At 70.8% G+C, this 15,134-nt stretch carries 15 protein-coding genes; 7 read left to right on the top strand and 8 right to left on the bottom strand.

The annotated features are described in order from the left end of the window. The first annotated feature begins 55 nt into the window (after positions 1-55). On the top strand, positions 56-1,048 hold the full coding sequence (locus tag ABT130_RS22635; RefSeq protein WP_350958128.1) for a LacI family DNA-binding transcriptional regulator: 993 nt from the start codon (positions 56-58) through the stop codon (positions 1,046-1,048). Between the two features lie 113 nt (positions 1,049-1,161). Here ABT130_RS22635 and ABT130_RS22630 read toward each other — a convergent pair whose 3' ends face one another. The 4 genes from ABT130_RS22630 to ABT130_RS22615 form a co-directional block, all read right to left on the bottom strand. Continuing rightward, the gene (locus tag ABT130_RS22630; RefSeq protein WP_350917098.1) at positions 1,162-1,908 is read right to left on the bottom strand and encodes a hypothetical protein; all 747 of its coding nucleotides are present in this window, start codon (positions 1,906-1,908) and stop codon (positions 1,162-1,164) included. A 125-nt stretch (positions 1,909-2,033) separates the two neighbouring features. Next, positions 2,034-2,882 carry a sugar phosphate isomerase/epimerase family protein gene (locus ABT130_RS22625; protein WP_350958125.1) on the bottom strand — a complete coding sequence of 283 codons (849 nt, stop codon included), beginning with the start codon at positions 2,880-2,882 and terminating at the stop codon, positions 2,034-2,036. Next, positions 2,879-4,009 carry a dihydrodipicolinate synthase family protein gene (locus ABT130_RS22620; protein ID WP_350958122.1) on the bottom strand — a complete coding sequence of 377 codons (1,131 nt, stop codon included), beginning with the start codon at positions 4,007-4,009 and terminating at the stop codon, positions 2,879-2,881. Before ABT130_RS22620 ends, ABT130_RS22625 begins: the two co-directional genes overlap by 4 nt. Then, positions 4,009-5,151 (bottom strand): Gfo/Idh/MocA family protein, encoded by a 1,143-nt coding sequence (locus tag ABT130_RS22615; RefSeq protein WP_350958120.1) that lies wholly within the window; start codon positions 5,149-5,151, stop codon positions 4,009-4,011. The genes ABT130_RS22620 and ABT130_RS22615 overlap by 1 nt, the downstream gene beginning before the upstream one ends. 395 nt (positions 5,152-5,546) lie before the next feature. Here ABT130_RS22615 and ABT130_RS22610 point away from each other — a divergent pair, with 395 nt between their 5' ends. Further along, positions 5,547-6,179, top strand: a complete 633-nt coding sequence (locus ABT130_RS22610) for an HNH endonuclease family protein (RefSeq protein WP_350917086.1) — start codon at positions 5,547-5,549, stop codon at positions 6,177-6,179. A 91-nt stretch (positions 6,180-6,270) separates the two neighbouring features. Here ABT130_RS22610 and ABT130_RS22605 read toward each other — a convergent pair whose 3' ends face one another. After that, positions 6,271-7,497, bottom strand: coding sequence for an HRDC domain-containing protein (locus ABT130_RS22605; RefSeq protein WP_350917083.1), 1,227 nt, complete (start codon positions 7,495-7,497; stop codon positions 6,271-6,273). Continuing rightward, positions 7,494-8,090 carry a DUF3000 domain-containing protein gene (locus ABT130_RS22600; protein WP_343967512.1) on the bottom strand — a complete coding sequence of 199 codons (597 nt, stop codon included), beginning with the start codon at positions 8,088-8,090 and terminating at the stop codon, positions 7,494-7,496. The genes ABT130_RS22605 and ABT130_RS22600 overlap by 4 nt, the downstream gene beginning before the upstream one ends. 138 nt (positions 8,091-8,228) lie before the next feature. Here ABT130_RS22600 and ABT130_RS22595 point away from each other — a divergent pair, with 138 nt between their 5' ends. Both ABT130_RS22595 and hemE read left to right on the top strand, forming a co-directional pair. Then, complete coding sequence (locus ABT130_RS22595) at positions 8,229-8,354, top strand: hypothetical protein (protein WP_350958117.1); 126 nt, start codon at positions 8,229-8,231, stop codon at positions 8,352-8,354. A gap of 420 nt (positions 8,355-8,774) precedes the next feature. After that, on the top strand, positions 8,775-9,812 hold the full coding sequence (gene hemE, locus ABT130_RS22590) for a uroporphyrinogen decarboxylase (RefSeq protein ID WP_350958114.1): 1,038 nt from the start codon (positions 8,775-8,777) through the stop codon (positions 9,810-9,812). Between the two features lie 40 nt (positions 9,813-9,852). On the opposite strand, the gene ABT130_RS22585 is transcribed toward hemE, so the two are convergent. Continuing rightward, positions 9,853-10,866, bottom strand: a complete 1,014-nt coding sequence (locus tag ABT130_RS22585) for a DUF4349 domain-containing protein (RefSeq protein ID WP_350958113.1) — start codon at positions 10,864-10,866, stop codon at positions 9,853-9,855. Positions 10,867-11,013: 147 nt separating this feature from the next. On the opposite strand from ABT130_RS22585, the gene hemG reads away from it, so the two are divergent. The 3 genes from hemG to ABT130_RS22570 all read left to right on the top strand — a co-directional run bounded on the left by hemG (position 11,014) and on the right by ABT130_RS22570 (position 13,997). Beyond that, complete coding sequence (hemG, locus tag ABT130_RS22580; RefSeq protein ID WP_350958111.1) at positions 11,014-12,456, top strand: protoporphyrinogen oxidase; 1,443 nt, start codon at positions 11,014-11,016, stop codon at positions 12,454-12,456. Continuing rightward, positions 12,420-13,160: a hydrogen peroxide-dependent heme synthase gene (hemQ, locus tag ABT130_RS22575; protein ID WP_451935485.1), complete on the top strand. Its 741-nt coding sequence runs from the start codon at positions 12,420-12,422 to the stop codon at positions 13,158-13,160. The genes hemG and hemQ overlap by 37 nt, the downstream gene beginning before the upstream one ends. Positions 13,161-13,421: 261 nt before the next feature. After that, complete coding sequence (locus ABT130_RS22570; RefSeq protein ID WP_350958108.1) at positions 13,422-13,997, top strand: hypothetical protein; 576 nt, start codon at positions 13,422-13,424, stop codon at positions 13,995-13,997. 264 nt (positions 13,998-14,261) lie between these two features. On the opposite strand, the gene msrB is transcribed toward ABT130_RS22570, so the two are convergent. Continuing rightward, the gene (gene msrB / locus ABT130_RS22565) at positions 14,262-14,663 is read right to left on the bottom strand and encodes a peptide-methionine (R)-S-oxide reductase MsrB (RefSeq protein WP_343967498.1); all 402 of its coding nucleotides are present in this window, start codon (positions 14,661-14,663) and stop codon (positions 14,262-14,264) included. Positions 14,664-15,134 lie beyond the last annotated feature (471 nt).

The raw sequence follows: 15,134 nt of genomic DNA, 5'->3' as shown, positions 1-15,134 counted from the left end.
GCGGGACGGCGACAACTCTGACAGACTTTGGAAAACGCTTTCCGGGAGGTTGTCGGTGGTCACGCTTGAGGATGTCGCCCGGCACGCGGGCGTCTCGCTCGCCACGGCGTCACGGGTGCTCAACGGCAGCACCAGACAGGTGGGCGCGTCCCTGCGGGCCAAGGTGGAGCTGGCCGCCGCCCAGCTGGGATACCGCACCAACGTGGCCGCGCAGACCCTCGCCAGGGGGGCCAGCAACGTGATCGGCCTGGTCGTTCACGATCTCACCGACCCCTACTTCGCCGCGATCGCCGACGGGGCCATGCGGGTCGCGGAGAGCCAGGGGCTGATGGTCATGATCGGCACCACGCACCGCGACCCCCAGCGGGAGATCGCCTATGTCTCGACACTGAACGCGCAGCGGGTCCGCGCCGTGCTGCTGGTCGGCTCCCGGGTCGCCGACGAGCAGCTGACCCGGCAGCTCCGCGAGGAGCTCGACCGCTACCGGGAGACCGGTGGCCGGGCGGCCTGCGTGGGCCAGGACCTGCTCGGGGTCGACGCGGTGGTGCCGGACAACCGCCTGGGCGCCGCCGCGCTGGCCCGTGTCCTCGCCGGGCTGGGGCACCGGAGCTTCGCCGTCCTCGCCGGGCCCGAGCGGCTGATCGCGTCCATGGACAGGGTGGCCGGGTTCGCCGCCGCGCTCGAAGAGCTCGGTCTGCCCGCGCCGCGTGTCCTGCACGGCTCCTTCGACAGGGAGGGCGGCTACTCGGCGGCCACCCAGGTGTCCGGGGTCACGTGTGTCTTCGCCGTCACCGACGTGATGGCGGTGGGCGCCCTGGCCGCCTTCAGGGACCGGGGCATCCGCGTCCCCGAGGACGTCTCGGTGGCGGGCTTCGACGACATCTCCACGCTGCGCGACCTGGTTCCCTCGCTGTCCACGGTGCGGCTGCCGCTCGCGGAGATGGGTGCCCGCGCGCTGGAGATGGCCCTCGCCCCGGACGAGGGGGCCAGGGCCCAGGTCGTGACCGGCGAGGTGATCCTCCGCGAGAGCACCCGCGCTCTGGGGTGAGGTCGCCTCGGTCGGCCCACCTCTGCCGCGACGTCACGACGGCGGGCCCGGACCCCGCGGGGGCCGGGCCCGCCGTGTCGTAGGGGAGCAGGAAGGAGGATCGGGGCAGGCGGTCAGCGGGCGCCGGAGATCGGTTTTCCCTGCTCGTTGACCGGCGGGACGATGAGCTGACCGCGCAGCCAGCGGATCGTCCGGATGACTCCGTCTCCGTAGCCGGGGGAGTGCTGACGGCCCCGGCCGAGCTGTCGCGACACGTCCTCGGCGGCGCTCTCCTCCATGCCGAGGTTGAGTCCGGTCGGCCCGTGGATGGGGCGCGGTGTGTTACGGACCGGGGACTTCCTGCGGGTGCCGAGCACCCACTCACACACGGCGATGGTCCCGGAGCACCATTCCCGCTCCCACTCGCCCGCCGCGTTCGGCCGGCCCGCGTGGGCCAGTTCGGCGATCCGGCCGATCTCGGCCTCGGTGCGCAGGATCACGCCGCGGCCGCCGACCAGGTGTCCCCAGCCTTCCGAGGATCGGCGGCCGGGGATCGGCAGCCCGTCCTTGGCGCCGATCAGCCAGCTCAGGGTGCTGATGACCCCGTCGGCGGGGACGACCCGGCCCTCGCGCGGAACCCGCTCGGCGGCGTCGATCTCCGCGCGGGCCTCGGCGAGGGTGGGCGGGGATCCCGACGCCGGACGGCCGCTGATCGGCGCCTGCTCACGCTTGCCCAGGGCCCAGAGGATCGCCTCTCCCTGGCCCGAAGGGGCCGAGTCGGGGTTGGCGGCCTCCCACTCCCTGATCGCTTCCAGTACGGCAAGGACATGTTCCGGCGGCCGCTGTATGGCGGGGCTGGCTTCGCTCTCTGCGGTCGTCATACCCCTACCGTACGAGCAGCTGCCATGTCACTTCACCATGAAGCGGTAATCCGGGCCCGGCGAACGCGGTTTCCCCTGACTGGAACGCTCCTGTCGCCTCGGAGTCCGTTCCGCGGGCCCGCGCGTCATTCTCCGATGAGCTCGGCGAACGAGGACCGCACCCTGGCCAGGATCTCGTCGGGGTCGGCGGCCCACACGTCGGCGTTGAAGATCTCCACCTCGATGTCCCCGGTGTAGCCCGCCGCGGCCACCGCCTCGGTCAGCGGTGCGAAGTCGATCACGCCTTCGCCCATCACTCCCCGGCCGAGCAGCACGTCGGCGGGGAGCGGAGACAGGAAGTCGCACACCTGGTAGCTCGCGATCCGCCCCGAGGCCCTGGCGATCTGCTCCAGGACGTTCGGGTCCCACCACACGTGGAAGGTGTCGACGACGACGCCCACCTGCTCGGGAGGGTGCGGCTCGGCCAGATCGAGGGCCTGGCCCAGTGTGGACAGCACGGCCCGGTCGGCGCAGTACATCGGGTGCAGCGGTTCGAGGGCCAGCCTCACCCCGCGCTCGCCCGCGTACGGGGCCAGCACGGCCAGCGCCTCGGCGACCCGCTCCCGCGCGGCGGGCAGGTCGCGGGAGATCGCGCCCAGCGGCCGGCCGGGCACCACGCCCGGCAGGCCGCCGACCACCATGACCAGGCAGGCGGCGTCCAGCGTGGCGGCCTCGTCGATCGCCCTGCGGTTGTCGTCCAGGGCCTGCGGATCGCCGGAGGTGAGGAAGCCGCCGCGGCAGAGCGACGAGACCCGCAGCCCGGCGTCCGCGACGAGTTCGACGGTCTCCTTCAGGCCCTGCGCGGCGACGTCCTGCCGCCACAGGCCGATGGCCTCGACACCGTGCCGCACGCACCCGTCGACGGCCTCGGTCACCGACCACCGCTTCGTGGTCCACTGGTTCAGCGAGAGACGGCTCTTCGCCCGCGCCCTCACAGGCCGTTCACCGCCAGCAGGGAGCGCATCCGGAAGACCGCCAGCTCGGGGTCGGCCAGCAGCCCGGCCCTGTCGGCCAGGCGGAACACCTCGGCCAGGTGGGGCAGGGAACGGGCCGCCTGGGCGCCGTTGACCATGCTGAAGGCGTCCTGGTGGCCGTTGAGCCAGGCCAGGAAGACGATGCCCGTCTTGTAGTTGTACGTGGGGGCCTCGAAGATCTTCCGCGAGAGCGGGACCGTGGGGTCCATGATCTCGTCGTACCGTCCGAGATCGCCCGCGTCGAGCGCCTGCAGGGCCGAGGCGGCGGCGGGGGCGATCGCGTCGAAGATGCCCAGCAGCGCGTGACTGCCCGACCTGATCAGCGAAGGGTAGTTGAAGTCGTCGCCGGTGTAGAGCCTGACGCCTTCGGGCAGCGCCTCGCGCAGCCCGATCTCGTGCTCGGCGTCCAGCAGCGAGACCTTGACCCCGTCCACCCTCGCCGCGTGGTCGTGGATCAGCGACAGGAACGACGCGGTGGCCTCGGCCACGTCCCGCGAGCCCCAGTAGCCCGCCAGCAGCGGGTCGAACATCTCGCCCAGCCAGTGCAGGATCACCGGGCGATCGGTCTGGGAGAGCAGCTCGCCGTAGACCCGGTGGTAGTCCTCCGGGCCCCGCGCGATCGCGGCCAGTTGCCGGCTCGCCATCACGATGACCCCGGCGCCCGCGTCCCGCACGGTCTCGATCTGCTCGCCGTAGGCCGCCACGACCTCCCGCAGGGTCCGGGCGTCCGGCGCCTGGTCGGTGCCCGCGCCACAGGCCACCAGCGTCGCCGGGTCGCCGAAGGACTTCGCCTCGGTGGCGCTGCGCCGGATCAGCTCGCGGGTGGCCGCCCAGTCGAGGCCCATGTTGCGCTGCGCGGTGTCCATGGCGTCGGCGACCCGCAGCCCGTGGGACCACAGGTGGTGGCGGAAGCGCAGGGTGGCCTCCCAGTCGACGGCGGCCCGGGAGCCCGGGGTGTTGTCGCCGAGCGGGTCGGCGACCACGTGGGCGGCGGCGTAGACGGTGCGGCTCCGGGCGGGCCCCTGGGGCCTGGCCCAGGTGACCGGCTCGCGCAGGACGTGCTCCCCGCCCGGGAGCGCGATCCTCATCACGGCTCCACCGGCAGGCGGCGGCCCTCTGCGGAGGAGCGCAGGCCCAGCTCGGCGATGCGGACACCGCGCGCGCCGGAGGCGAAGTCGTAGGGGAACGGCGCGTCCTCGACCACGTGGCGGACGAACCGTTCCCACTGGACCTTGAACCCGTTGTCGAACTCCTCGTTGTCGGGTACCTCCTGCCAGCCGTCCCTGAAACGGGCGCCCGCGGGCAGGTCGGGGTTCCAGACCGGCTTGGGAGTGGCGGCACGGTGCTGGACGCGGCAGTCGCGCAGGCCCGCGACGGCACTGCCGTGCGTGCCGTCCACCTGGAACTCCACCAGCTCGTCGCGGTTCACCCTGACGCTCCAGGAGGAGTTGATCTGCGCGATGACCCCGCCCTCCAGTTCGAACACCCCGTAGGCGGCGTCGTCGGCGGTGGCCCGGTAGGTCTCGCCCCGCTCGTCCACCCGCTCGGGGATGTGGGTGACGGCCTGGGCGTAGACCGAGGTGATCCGGCCGAACAGGTTCTCCAGCACGTACGCCCAGTGCGGGAACATGTCGAGGACGATGCCGCCGCCGTCCTCGGCGCGGTAGTTCCACGACGGGCGCTGGGCGGCCTGCCAGTCGCCCTCGAACACCCAGTAGCCGAACTCGCCGCGGACCGAGAGGACGCGGCCGAAGAAGCCGCCGTCGATCAGGCGCCTGAGCTTGAGCAGGCCCGGCAGGAAGAGCTTGTCCTGCACGACGCCGTTCTTCACGCCCCTGGCGGTCGCGGCCTCGGCCAGTGCCAGCGCGTCCTGGGACGTCTCGGCCGTCGGTTTCTCCGCGTAGACGTGCTTGCCCGCCTCGATCGCCTTGAACACGGACTTCACCCGGGCCTGGGTGACCTGGGAGTCGAAGTAGATCAGATTGTCGTCATCGGCGAGGGCGGTGTCGAGGTCCGTGGTCCAGCCGGCGATGCCGTGCTCCGCCGAGAGCCTCTGGAGCTTCTCGGCGGACCGGCCGACCAGGACCGGCCTGAGCAGGACCTGGCCGCCGTCCGACAGTGTCACACCGCCCTGCTCGTTGATCGCCAGGACCGATCGGACCAGGTGCTGGCGGTAGCCCATGCGACCGGTGACACCGTTCATCACGACGCCGATGCTTTGCGGGGACATCTTCTCCGACCTCCTATGGAAAGCGCTTTCCGCTCCACGGTACGACAGTGGCCGCACCTGCTGCAAGCGCCTGCCAGGGGAGGAGGGGGGGCGATGTGCGCGTCCGGGGGAGCCGGTGACCCGGGGGCCGTCCCGGAAGGAAATTCGCCGGTTACCGGAATTTCACCGCGTGTTCGCGCGGTAAGGCGGGGTGCTCGAATCACCGTAATTCACATTATCGCAGATCAAGCGTATCTGACCATGGATTGATGCAGTATCCGACCAAGTGCATCCTGACTCGTCGTCAAACCATGACATTTGCGTATTTGTCATGACTTGAGACGTTCCGTCTGTCCTCCTCTCGCGGTGCCCAGACCCCCCGACTGGCCGAGGTGGAGCGACAGAAGGGGCCACTCGTGAAACGAGTCGTCACCGCGGCTTCCGCTGCCCTCACGGCAATTCTCGTCACCTTTTCCCTGACAACCGGAACGGCTTCGGCGACCCCGCCGAACATCCCTTCGGCGGCCACCGCCGCCAGCAGGCTCGCGACGCTCACCGTCGCCGCGGAAACCAACCAGTCCTCCTATGACCGGTCGTTGTTCAACCACTGGATAACGATCAGCGGCACCTGCAACACCCGGGAGACGGTGCTCAAGAGGGACGGCGTCGGAGTGGTCGTCAACTCCAGCTGCGCGGCCACCTCCGGCAGCTGGTACTCCCCGTTCGACGGCGCGACCTGGACCGCCGCCAGTGACGTCGACATCGACCACATGGTGCCGCTCGCCGAGGCCTGGCGCTCCGGCGCCTACGCCTGGACCAGCGCGCAGCGGCAGTCCTACGCCAACGACCTCGGCGGGCCCGAGCTGTGGGCGGTGACCGACAACGTCAACCAGGCCAAGGGCGACCAGGACCCCTCGACGTGGCAGCCGCCGCTGAGCTCGTTCAGGTGCACCTACGCCAGGGCGTGGATCCAGGTGAAGTACTACTGGAAGCTGACGCTGCAGAGCTCGGAGAAGAGCGCCCTGCAGAGCATGCTCGCGACCTGCTGAGCGCTCGGTCATCCCCTGTGCGGGGACGGGCTCCGCACAGGGGATGACGTCGTTCCAGTGATCTACTTTGTAAAGGGTGTCGGCCGGTTCATCAGGCCTGGCCCTTGAGCTCCAGGCGGATCAGGGCCTTGGCGATCGGATGGGCGGTCAGCCCGATCTGCCACTCACGGGCGCCCAGCTCGCGCAGCCGGGCGGTGACGGTCTCGTCGTCGACGACGGCCGGCGGTTCCCAGGTCAGGCGGCGCACGGCGTCGGGCTGGATCAGGTTCTCCGCGGGCATGTGGTGCTCGTCGGCGAGCGCGGCGACCACGGTCCTGGCCGCGGCCAGCCGCCGGGCGGCCACCGGATCGCGGTCCATCCATCGGTTGGCCGGTGGGGGCCCGTCGCCGGGGGTGCTGGGCTGCGGCAACTCCGAGTCGGGCAGCGAGCGGGCGGTGCCGATCGCGGCCAGCCAGTCGCGCAGGTGCCGCCGGGCACTGCGGCCGGTGAAGGGCGGGATCTCGGTGAGCGCCTTGGTGGTGCGGGGCAGTTCCAGGGCGGCGGTGACGATCGCCGAGTCGGGCAGGACACGGCCGGGGGCGACGTCGGACTCGCGGGCGAGCCCGTCGCGGAGCGTCCACAGCTCCCGTACCACCGCCAGCCCGCGCAGCGAGCGGACCTTGTGGATTCCGGAGGTGCGCCGCCACGGGTCGGAGCGCGGGGTGGGCGCCTTGTGCGCGAGCACGGAGGCGAACTCCTCCTGCGCCCACGCCAGCTTGCCGCTGGACTTCAGCTCCTCGTGCAGGACGTCGCGGAGCTCGATCAGGACCTCGACGTCGAGCGCGGCGTAGCGCAGCCAGTCCTCGGGGAGCGGGCGGGTCGACCAGTCGGCGGCCGAGTGCCCCTTCTCCAGCCTGAAACCGAGGACGTTCTCCACCATCAGCCCAAGACCGACCCGCTCGTAGCCGAGCAGCCGGCCGGCCAGCTCGGTGTCGAACAGTTCTCGCGGGTGGAAGCCCACCTCCGCGAGGCACGGCAGGTCCTGGGAGGCGGCGTGGAGCACCACCTCCGTGTCGGCCAGCGCCGCGTCGAGCTCGGACAGGTCGGGGCAGCGGATGGGATCGATCAGGGCGCTGCCCGCGCCGGCGCGGCGCAGCTGTACCAGGTAGGCGCGGCCGCTGTAGCGGTAGCCGGAGGCGCGTTCGGCGTCGACGGCGACGGGGCCGGTGCCCTCGGCGAAGGCGCGCACCACGCGCGCGAGGGAGGCGGAGTCCTCGATGACGGGTGGGATTCCCTCACGAGGCTCCAGCAGTGGAATTACGGTCGTCTCATCGGTCACGTTCTGAAGGGCTCCGGATCCTCGCGACGGCGCGGCGGCAGCGCCGCCACGTCGGGTGGCAGGGGTGGTATGCCCGCGGCAAGGCACATCAGATCGCACCAGGCGGCGACATGGCCGGAGAGGTCTTCCTGCAGCGGTGACCAGGACGCACGCAGTTCCAGCTCGGTGGTCACCGGGTCTTCGGCCTTGTTGCCGAAGCCCTCGGAGACCGCTCTGGTGACGGTGCCTCCGGCGGCGGCGTAGCCGGCGCCGTGCGCGTCGAGTGACTCGGTGAGCCAGCTCCACGCGACGGGGCCGAGCAGCGGGTCTTCGGTGATCTCCGGCTCCATGTCGGCCCGCACGTAGGCGACGAGCCGGAACTGGCCGTCCCAGCCGCGCTGGCCGTCCGGGTCGAAGAGCACGATGAGGCGGCCGATCGCGAGCTCGTCGTCGTCGCGGTACACCGACGCGCCGATCGCGGCCGAGTAGGGGGCCAGGCGCTGTGGCGCCGGAATGTCCTCCAGCTCGATCTCGGGTCTGACCTCCGCGGGGCGCATGCTCGCCACCGCGCGCCTGAAGGCGGCGGGAGCGGGCGGCGCGTCACCGACGGTCATATCGGAAGCGTAGGTCGAAACTGATCGCATGGGGACCACTGGGATATGTGTAGGAGCCATTGGAACCGATCAAGACGCTGCCGACGGCCTGTGGAGGGCGGGGGTGACCTCGCCGTGGGAGACTTCGGGGAGGAACGTGTGACCGCGCTCGGCGCCGGTCCGTTCCGGGCGTTCAGGCCGACCGTGATCAACGGGGCGGGATTGTCGTTCGGGAACCCGCACGCGGGCGCAGGAGGCACGGTGCTCACCGCGACGTTCGGGTGAACTCCACATGGTGGACATCGCACGGGCCTTTCGTCGGGTCGTGGTCCGACGTTGGCACGTCGCGCCGACATTTCCGCGCAGCGTGCTCGGCGTGTCCCCAAAGTGGTGCAGGAATCGATGCCGCGCGGTGACTTGGCGAACATTTGGACCAGCCGGGGGCCGGTCCAGGATCACCGATGGGAGGAACTGTACCCGGAAACATGATCGCTTCGTGCCGCGCGGCGCCATCCGGCTGGTGCCAACATCGGATTTCAGCGGACGAAGCTCTCGAAACCGGTAAGACAGTATCGTTGTCATCACTTGACGGTGCCAGGGTGGTGTGAGGTGCAATCTCATTGAATAACTGGTGATTTCGGGCTGATCTCGCCGGTCGGCGACCGTGGTGAGCCGACCGGTCACCGGGCATGGCACCCTGGTGGGGTGACTTCCGAGCTCGCCGACTCCGCTTTCCTGCGCGCCTGCCGCCGCCGGCCCGTACCCCACACACCGGTGTGGTTCATGCGCCAGGCAGGTCGCTCGCTGCCCGAGTACCGGGCGCTCAGGTCGGGGGTGTCGATGCTCACGGCCTGCGCCACCCCCGACCTGGTCGTGGAGATCACGATGCAGCCGGTCCGCCGCTACGGCGTGGACGCGGCCATCCTCTTCAGTGACATCGTCGTCCCGCTCAGGGCGATCGGCGTCGACCTCGACATCAAGCCCGGCATCGGCCCGGTGGTGGCCGCGCCGATCAGGGATGCCAGGGCGGCCGAGGTGCTGCGCCCGATCGAGCCGGACGACGTCTCCTACATCACCGAGGCGGTCCAGGCGCTGACGAAGGAGCTGGGCGCGACCCCGCTCATCGGTTTCGCGGGAGCGCCCTTCACCCTGGCCTCCTACCTCATCGAGGGCGGCCCTTCCAAGAACCACGACCACACCAAGGCCATGATGTACGGCGAGCCGGGCCTCTGGCACGCCCTCATGGATCGGCTGACCGAGATCACCCTGGGGTTCCTGCGCGTGCAGCTCGCCGCGGGAGCCTCCGCCGTCCAGCTCTTCGACTCCTGGGTCGGCGCGGTGTCGCCCGACGACTACCGCGAGTTCGTCCTCCCCTACACCAGCCGGATCTTTGACGGCCTGGCCGGTCTGGACGTGCCGCGCATCCACTTCGGCGTCGGCACCGGAGAGCTGCTCGGCCTGCTCGGTGAGGCGGGGGCCGACGTGGTGGGCGTCGACTGGCGAGTCCCGCTCGACGAGGCCGCCCGGAGGGTCGGCCCGGGCAAGGCGCTGCAGGGCAATCTGGACCCGGCGATCCTGCTCGCCCCCTGGGAGGTCGTGAAGCGCCGCGCGGGCGACATTCTCACCCGCGCGGCCAAGGTCGAGGGACATGTGTTCAACCTGGGGCACGGCGTGCTGCCGGGCACCGACCCCGACCAGCTGGCCCGCCTCACCGACTTCGTCCACGAGGCCTCCGCCCGCTGACCGTCCCCGGCGCCGGTGCACCGTCACCACTCGCCTGGGACTAGGGACGCCCGTCCGCCCCCTCGGATTCGTCCTCTCCCCGAGGATCGCTCGCGGGGAGAGGCTCCTCGTCGGGATCGGGCTCCGGGTCCTCGGAGCCCGCGGCGAGCGGCCGCTCCCCGTTCCTCCTGCGGCGGAGCAGGAAGGCGGTCAGCAGCCAGGCCGGGACGATCACGATCAGCCAGGGAAGCAGCACGCCCAGGAGCGTCAGGCCGTGCTTGACCGCGACGACGAAAGCCTTCCAGCCCGTCCGCAGGCCACCGAGGAAGCCGGCGGGCTCGTCGTCCTCCTTCTTCTGCACCACGGCCGCCGGGCCGACCAGGTTCAGCGTCAGCGTCGCCGCACTGGTCTGCGAGGCGAGGGTCTTCTGCCTGGCCTGCAGGGACTCCAGCTCGCTCTCGCGGTTGGAGACCTCCCGCTCCACCTTGAGCACCTCACCGATGGTGTTGGCCCGCTTCAGCAGCGTGCGCAGGGAGTCGAGCGCGGCCTTGGCCGACTTCAGGCGGCTCTCCACGTCGGCCACCTGCTCGGTGACGTCCTCGGTGTTCTGCCGGAGCGACTCGCGCGTGCCCAGCTCCTTGCCCAGGCGGTCGAGCGTGCCCGGATAGTTCCCCGGCGGGATCTTGAAGACCAGTGTCGCGGAGCCCTCGCCGTCGGAGTGGGCGTCGGAGTTCTCCATGGCCAGGTAGCCGCCCGCGGCGGTGACGATCTGCCGTGCCCGGTCGGCCGCCGCGGTGACCTCCTTCGCCCTGATCATCATCTCCGCCGTGTAGACGATCGCCCGGTCCTGCGGGACGATCTTCACCTGGCCGGTCTGCGGGGAGCCGCCCCCGGCCTGCTCCGCGCCCTCGGAAAGCACCGCGCTGGCCTGGCTGCTCGCCTGCACGTCGGCCGCGGGTGCCGCCGCTCCTTCGTAGGACGTGGACTGTAAAGAACCCCCGCCGCAGGCGGACACCAACAGCGTCAGGCCCGTCAAGAAGACCGCCAGGCGCGGGCCGTACCGGAATCTGCTCATGAATCTCATGACGGCGGGTGCGGTGGCGGGGTTCGGTGCGGGGCAGTCACGATGGCGTCACGTTCTGCGCGCCGTCGGGTCACGGGGAGGGTGGGGCGCCGAGGTGGGAGACGGGACCGGGGGGATGGACCGGTACGGTCAGGAGTCATGGAAGGCAACCGGAGGCATGTGGTGGTCGTCGGCGGCGGGATCGCCGGACTGGCCGCCGCGTGGCATCTGCGTCAGGGCGGCGAGAACCTGCGGGTGACCGTCCTCGAAGGCGCCCCGCGGGTCGGGGGCAAGCTGCACGCCACCGAGGTGGCGGGCGTCGCGATGGACGCGGGGGCCGAGGCGATGCTCGCCCGGCGGCCCGAGGGCAAGGAACTGGCCAGGATGGTCGGGCTGGGCGAGGAGTTGCGGCTCCCCGGCACCACCCAGGCGGCCATCCTGACCCGTGGCGCGCTGCGGCCCATGCCCAAGGGGCACGTCATGGGCGTGCCGTCCGATCCTCTCGCGCTGGCGAGGTCGGGGATCCTTTCCCCCGGGGGGCTGGCCAGGGTGGCGCTGGACCGGATCCTCCCGGCGACGCGGGTCACCACCGACGTGTCGGTGGCGGCCTACATCCGGGCCAGGATGGGCGGCGAGGTGGTCGACCGGCTCGTCGAGCCGCTGCTCGGCGGTGTCTACGCGGGCCGGACCGAGCGGCTCTCGCTGGACGCGACCATGCCGGGGATCGCCATCGCGGCCAGGACCGAGCGGTCGCTGCTCGCCGCGGCCGGGGAGATCGCCGCGGACGCCCCGAAGGACGCGGGGCCGGTCTTCACCACCCTGAGCCGGGGGATGGGCAGCCTCCCCGAGGCCGTCGCCGCCGCCTCCGGGGCCGAGATCAGGACCGGCGTCATGGTCAGGGAGCTGCGGCGGACCGAGGGCGGCTGGAAGCTGGTGGCCGGACCCACCAGGGAGCCGGAGACGATCGAGGCCGATGCGGTGATCATCGCCGTTCCCGCTCCGGCCGCGAGCCGGCTGCTCGCGGAGGAGGTGCCCCAGGCCGCCGCGGAGCTGGCCAGGATCGAGTACGCCAGCATGGCCGTCGTCACCCTCGCCTACCCGCGGGAGGCGTTTCCCCGGCCGCCGTCCGGCAGCGGCTACCTGGTTCCGGCCGTCGACGGGCGCCCGATCAAGGCCGCCACGTTCAGTTCGGTCAAGTGGCCGCACCTGGCGGAGACCGATCCCAACCTGGTCCTGCTGCGCTGCTCGATCGGCAGGCTCGGCGAGGAGGCGGTGCTCCAGCGCGACGACGCGGAACTGGTCGCGCTGGCGATGGCCGAGATGGTCGAGGTCATGGGCGTGCGCGGGCTGCCCCGCGACTCGCGGGTGACCCGCTGGGGCGGTGCCCTGCCGCAGTACGAGGTGGGTCACCTCGACCGGGTGGCGCGCATCCGGGCGGCCGTCGCGGTTTCGCCGGGGCTGGCGCTGTGCGGCGCCGCCTACGACGGCCTTGGCATCCCCGCCTGCGTCTCCACGGCGCGCACCGCGGCAGCCCGGATTCTCGACCACCTGGACCCCACGGGAGAATGGCAGGACAGAACCGATTTGCTGACGAAGGGGTGAGGACGACGGACGGGAACCCGCGGCCCAAGGCACGAGACCTGAACCAGGTGATCCGCTACACGATGTGGTCGGTCTTCAAACTGAGCGAGCGCTGCCCGGGGCACCGTGAGGGCATGGCCGCCGAGGTCGAGGAGCTCTTGGCCCAGATGGAGCGCAAGGACGTGGTCACCCGCGGCCTGTACGACGTGGCGGGCTTCCGCGCCGACGCCGACTTCATGTTCTGGTGGCACGCTCCGACCTCCGAGGACCTGCAGGAGACCTACTCCCGCTTCCGCCGTACCGGCCTGGGGCGGCTGTCCGAGCCGGTCTGGTCGGCCATGGCGCTGCACCGTCCGGCCGAGTTCAACAAGTCGCACATCCCGGCCTTCCTGGCCGAGGAGGAGCCTCGTGCGTACGTGAGCGTCTACCCGTTCGTGCGCTCCCTGGAGTGGTACCTGCTGGACGACGCGGACCGCCGCCGGATGCTCGCCGAGCACGGCAGGATGGCTCGCGACTACCCGGACGTGCGTGCCAACACGGTGGCGTGCTTCTCGCTGAACGACTACGAGTGGATGCTGGCGTTCGAGGCCGACGAACTGCACCGCATCGTCGACCTGATGCGCACCTTGCGCGGCGCGGAGGCGCGGCGGCACACCCGGGTGGAGATCCCCTTCTACACCGGTGTCCGCAAGCCGCTCAGCGAGCTGATCGCCGCGCTGCCGTAGCCTCCGGGGGCCCGTCGCCGCGGAGTCCGGTCGGCGGCGGGACTCCTGCTCCGTGAGATGAAGGGCGTGTCTCCTGTGACGGCCCGCCGAAAATAATCCCGCGTAGCTCTCTTTGCCATCCCTTGCCTTTGTCATACTCGTGGAAAATCACCTGTCTATGTGAGGCCAAGGGTGAAAAGGGGCGAAGGTCTGGCACGGTCCAGGCGGCGTACTCGGGGACGTCGGAGAAAGAAGTCTCGCTCACGGCTCCTTGAGGTCTCGGTGGGCGCCGCCGCGCTGGTGGTGGGGGCGTTCGCGGTGAGCGGGCTGTGGTCTTCCGGGGAGACGGCTCCGGGGAGCGAGGCGGCTCGGGTGCCTGCCTCCGGTGGTCCGCCCGCCGCGGCGCCGCCGGGGGACCCGGTGGCGGGCGCGGTGGTGGCCGCCGAGCTGGACGGGAAGAGCAAGGGGGGCGCCGAGCAGGACGCGAAGTCCGCCAAGGCGGAGAAGAAGCGCCAGAAGGACAGTGAGGCCGAGGCGTCGGGGCCTTCCAAGCACACCGACAAGAAGGCGTTGGCCTACTTCGAGAGCCGCAAGGTGACCAAGCGGGTCAGGGATATCCGAATGGTCGGTGGCTATCTACGGATATATACGGACCTGCCGGAATCGGCGGACAACTCGAAGCAGGCGATCAAGCTGTGCGAGGCGGGCGTCGACTATCTCGTCGGAGAGCTCGGCATGCCCAGCCCCGTGGTCTTCGTCCAGGCCGAGTTCGGAGAGAACGGCAACCCGGTCCTGGCCAACGTCCTCGGCCCTGACGACCCCGACTGCCGCGTCACCTACCCCAAGCCGAAGCGCTAGTCCGCGCGGTGCCCGGGCCGGGTCACCCGGACCCTGGTCCTGCCGCAGATCGAACAGCGCTGGGTGATCACCCGGCCGATGGTCTCAACGATCTCCCACTTGTGGCGGAGATGCACGGGGGCTCCTTGGGCAGACACGCTACGGAGATCTGTGAATACTTTGCGTGAGGTCGCTCTGCCCCTTCCTGCGCCTCACTAACCTCCGGGATGGACCGATCCGGCTGTCTCCGCGCGTCGCGGACCGGCCGGATCGCGACGCGGTGGCCTACTCGGCGGGCTCCAGCCTCAGCGAGACGGAGTTGATGCAGTAGCGGTCGTCGGTGGGCGTGCCGTAGCCCTCGCCGTGGAACACGTGGCCGAGATGTGAGTCGCAGGTCGCGCACCGGACCTCGACGCGGACCATGCCCATCGAGCGGTCCTCGATCAGCGTCACCGCGTCGGACTTCGACGGCTCGTAGAAGCTCGGCCAGCCGCAGTGGCTGTCGAATTTGGTGTCGGACCGGAACAGCTCGGTGCCGCAGGCCCGGCAGCTGTAGACGCCCACGGTCTTGGTGTCGACGTACTCCCCGGTGAAGGGGCGCTCGGTCCCGGCCTGGCGAAGCACGCGGAACTCCTCGGGAGAGAGCTGGACGCGCCATTCGGCGTCGCTCTTTACCACCTTGTCCATCACATCAGCCTATGTGGTCGCCGTGGCGTGTGGAGGGGCGAGGCCCGGGGTTGCCCCGTTCGGAAAAATCTTGACGGGCGAAGCATCCTTTGATGACCGTTTTGGCGTCTTTAAAAGTGTGGAGGGTGGTTCACCTTCCCGTTGAGGGGTGAGATCACCTGCCCGGTCGCCCACGTTCCGCGGGCCGGCCGGAATGCCGCCGTCCGGGTGGCGCGCCAGCGCCTGGGCCCGGTGGGCATGAGGCAGGTGATCATACGGTCCGCCCCGTCGAGTGCCCGGTCCCGCCGCCGTGGCGGCTCCGGGGCGGACCTGCCCTCCCGCCCGGCCTCCGGCTCGTTCTGTAGGGTTGCCTCCACGTGGCGAGCCGCCGCTCGCGATCCGTCTCCGGCTCCTTTGGGACGAACTTCCCTGGTCGACCACAGTGACGATCCGCCCTCCGTCGACTCCCGCCCGGCTGGGCGCCCCTCACCT

Origin of the sequence: Streptosporangium sp. NPDC001681, from assembly GCF_040298085.1 — a bacterium.
In the GTDB taxonomy this organism is placed as follows: Bacteria; Actinomycetota; Actinomycetes; order Streptosporangiales; family Streptosporangiaceae; genus Streptosporangium.
This window is presented reverse-complemented; position numbering and strand designations above follow the sequence as displayed.

What these genes read in the sequence shown, in the direction of transcription:
- hemG (WP_350958111.1), top strand. Translation starts at nt 11,014, where the DNA reads ATGGAAGGCAACCGGAGGCATGTGGTGGTCGTCGGCGGCGGGATCGCC.
- ABT130_RS22620 (WP_350958122.1), bottom strand. Translation starts at nt 4,009, where the DNA reads ATGAGGATCGCGCTCCCGGGCGGGGAGCACGTCCTGCGCGAGCCGGTC.
- msrB (WP_343967498.1), bottom strand. Translation starts at nt 14,663, where the DNA reads ATGGACAAGGTGGTAAAGAGCGACGCCGAATGGCGCGTCCAGCTCTCT.
- ABT130_RS22585 (WP_350958113.1), bottom strand. Translation starts at nt 10,866, where the DNA reads ATGAGCAGATTCCGGTACGGCCCGCGCCTGGCGGTCTTCTTGACGGGC.
- ABT130_RS22630 (WP_350917098.1), bottom strand. Translation starts at nt 1,908, where the DNA reads ATGACGACCGCAGAGAGCGAAGCCAGCCCCGCCATACAGCGGCCGCCG.
- ABT130_RS22600 (WP_343967512.1), bottom strand. Translation starts at nt 8,090, where the DNA reads ATGACCGTCGGTGACGCGCCGCCCGCTCCCGCCGCCTTCAGGCGCGCG.
- hemQ (WP_451935485.1), top strand. Translation starts at nt 12,420, where the DNA reads ATGGCAGGACAGAACCGATTTGCTGACGAAGGGGTGAGGACGACGGAC.
- ABT130_RS22615 (WP_350958120.1), bottom strand. Translation starts at nt 5,151, where the DNA reads ATGTCCCCGCAAAGCATCGGCGTCGTGATGAACGGTGTCACCGGTCGC.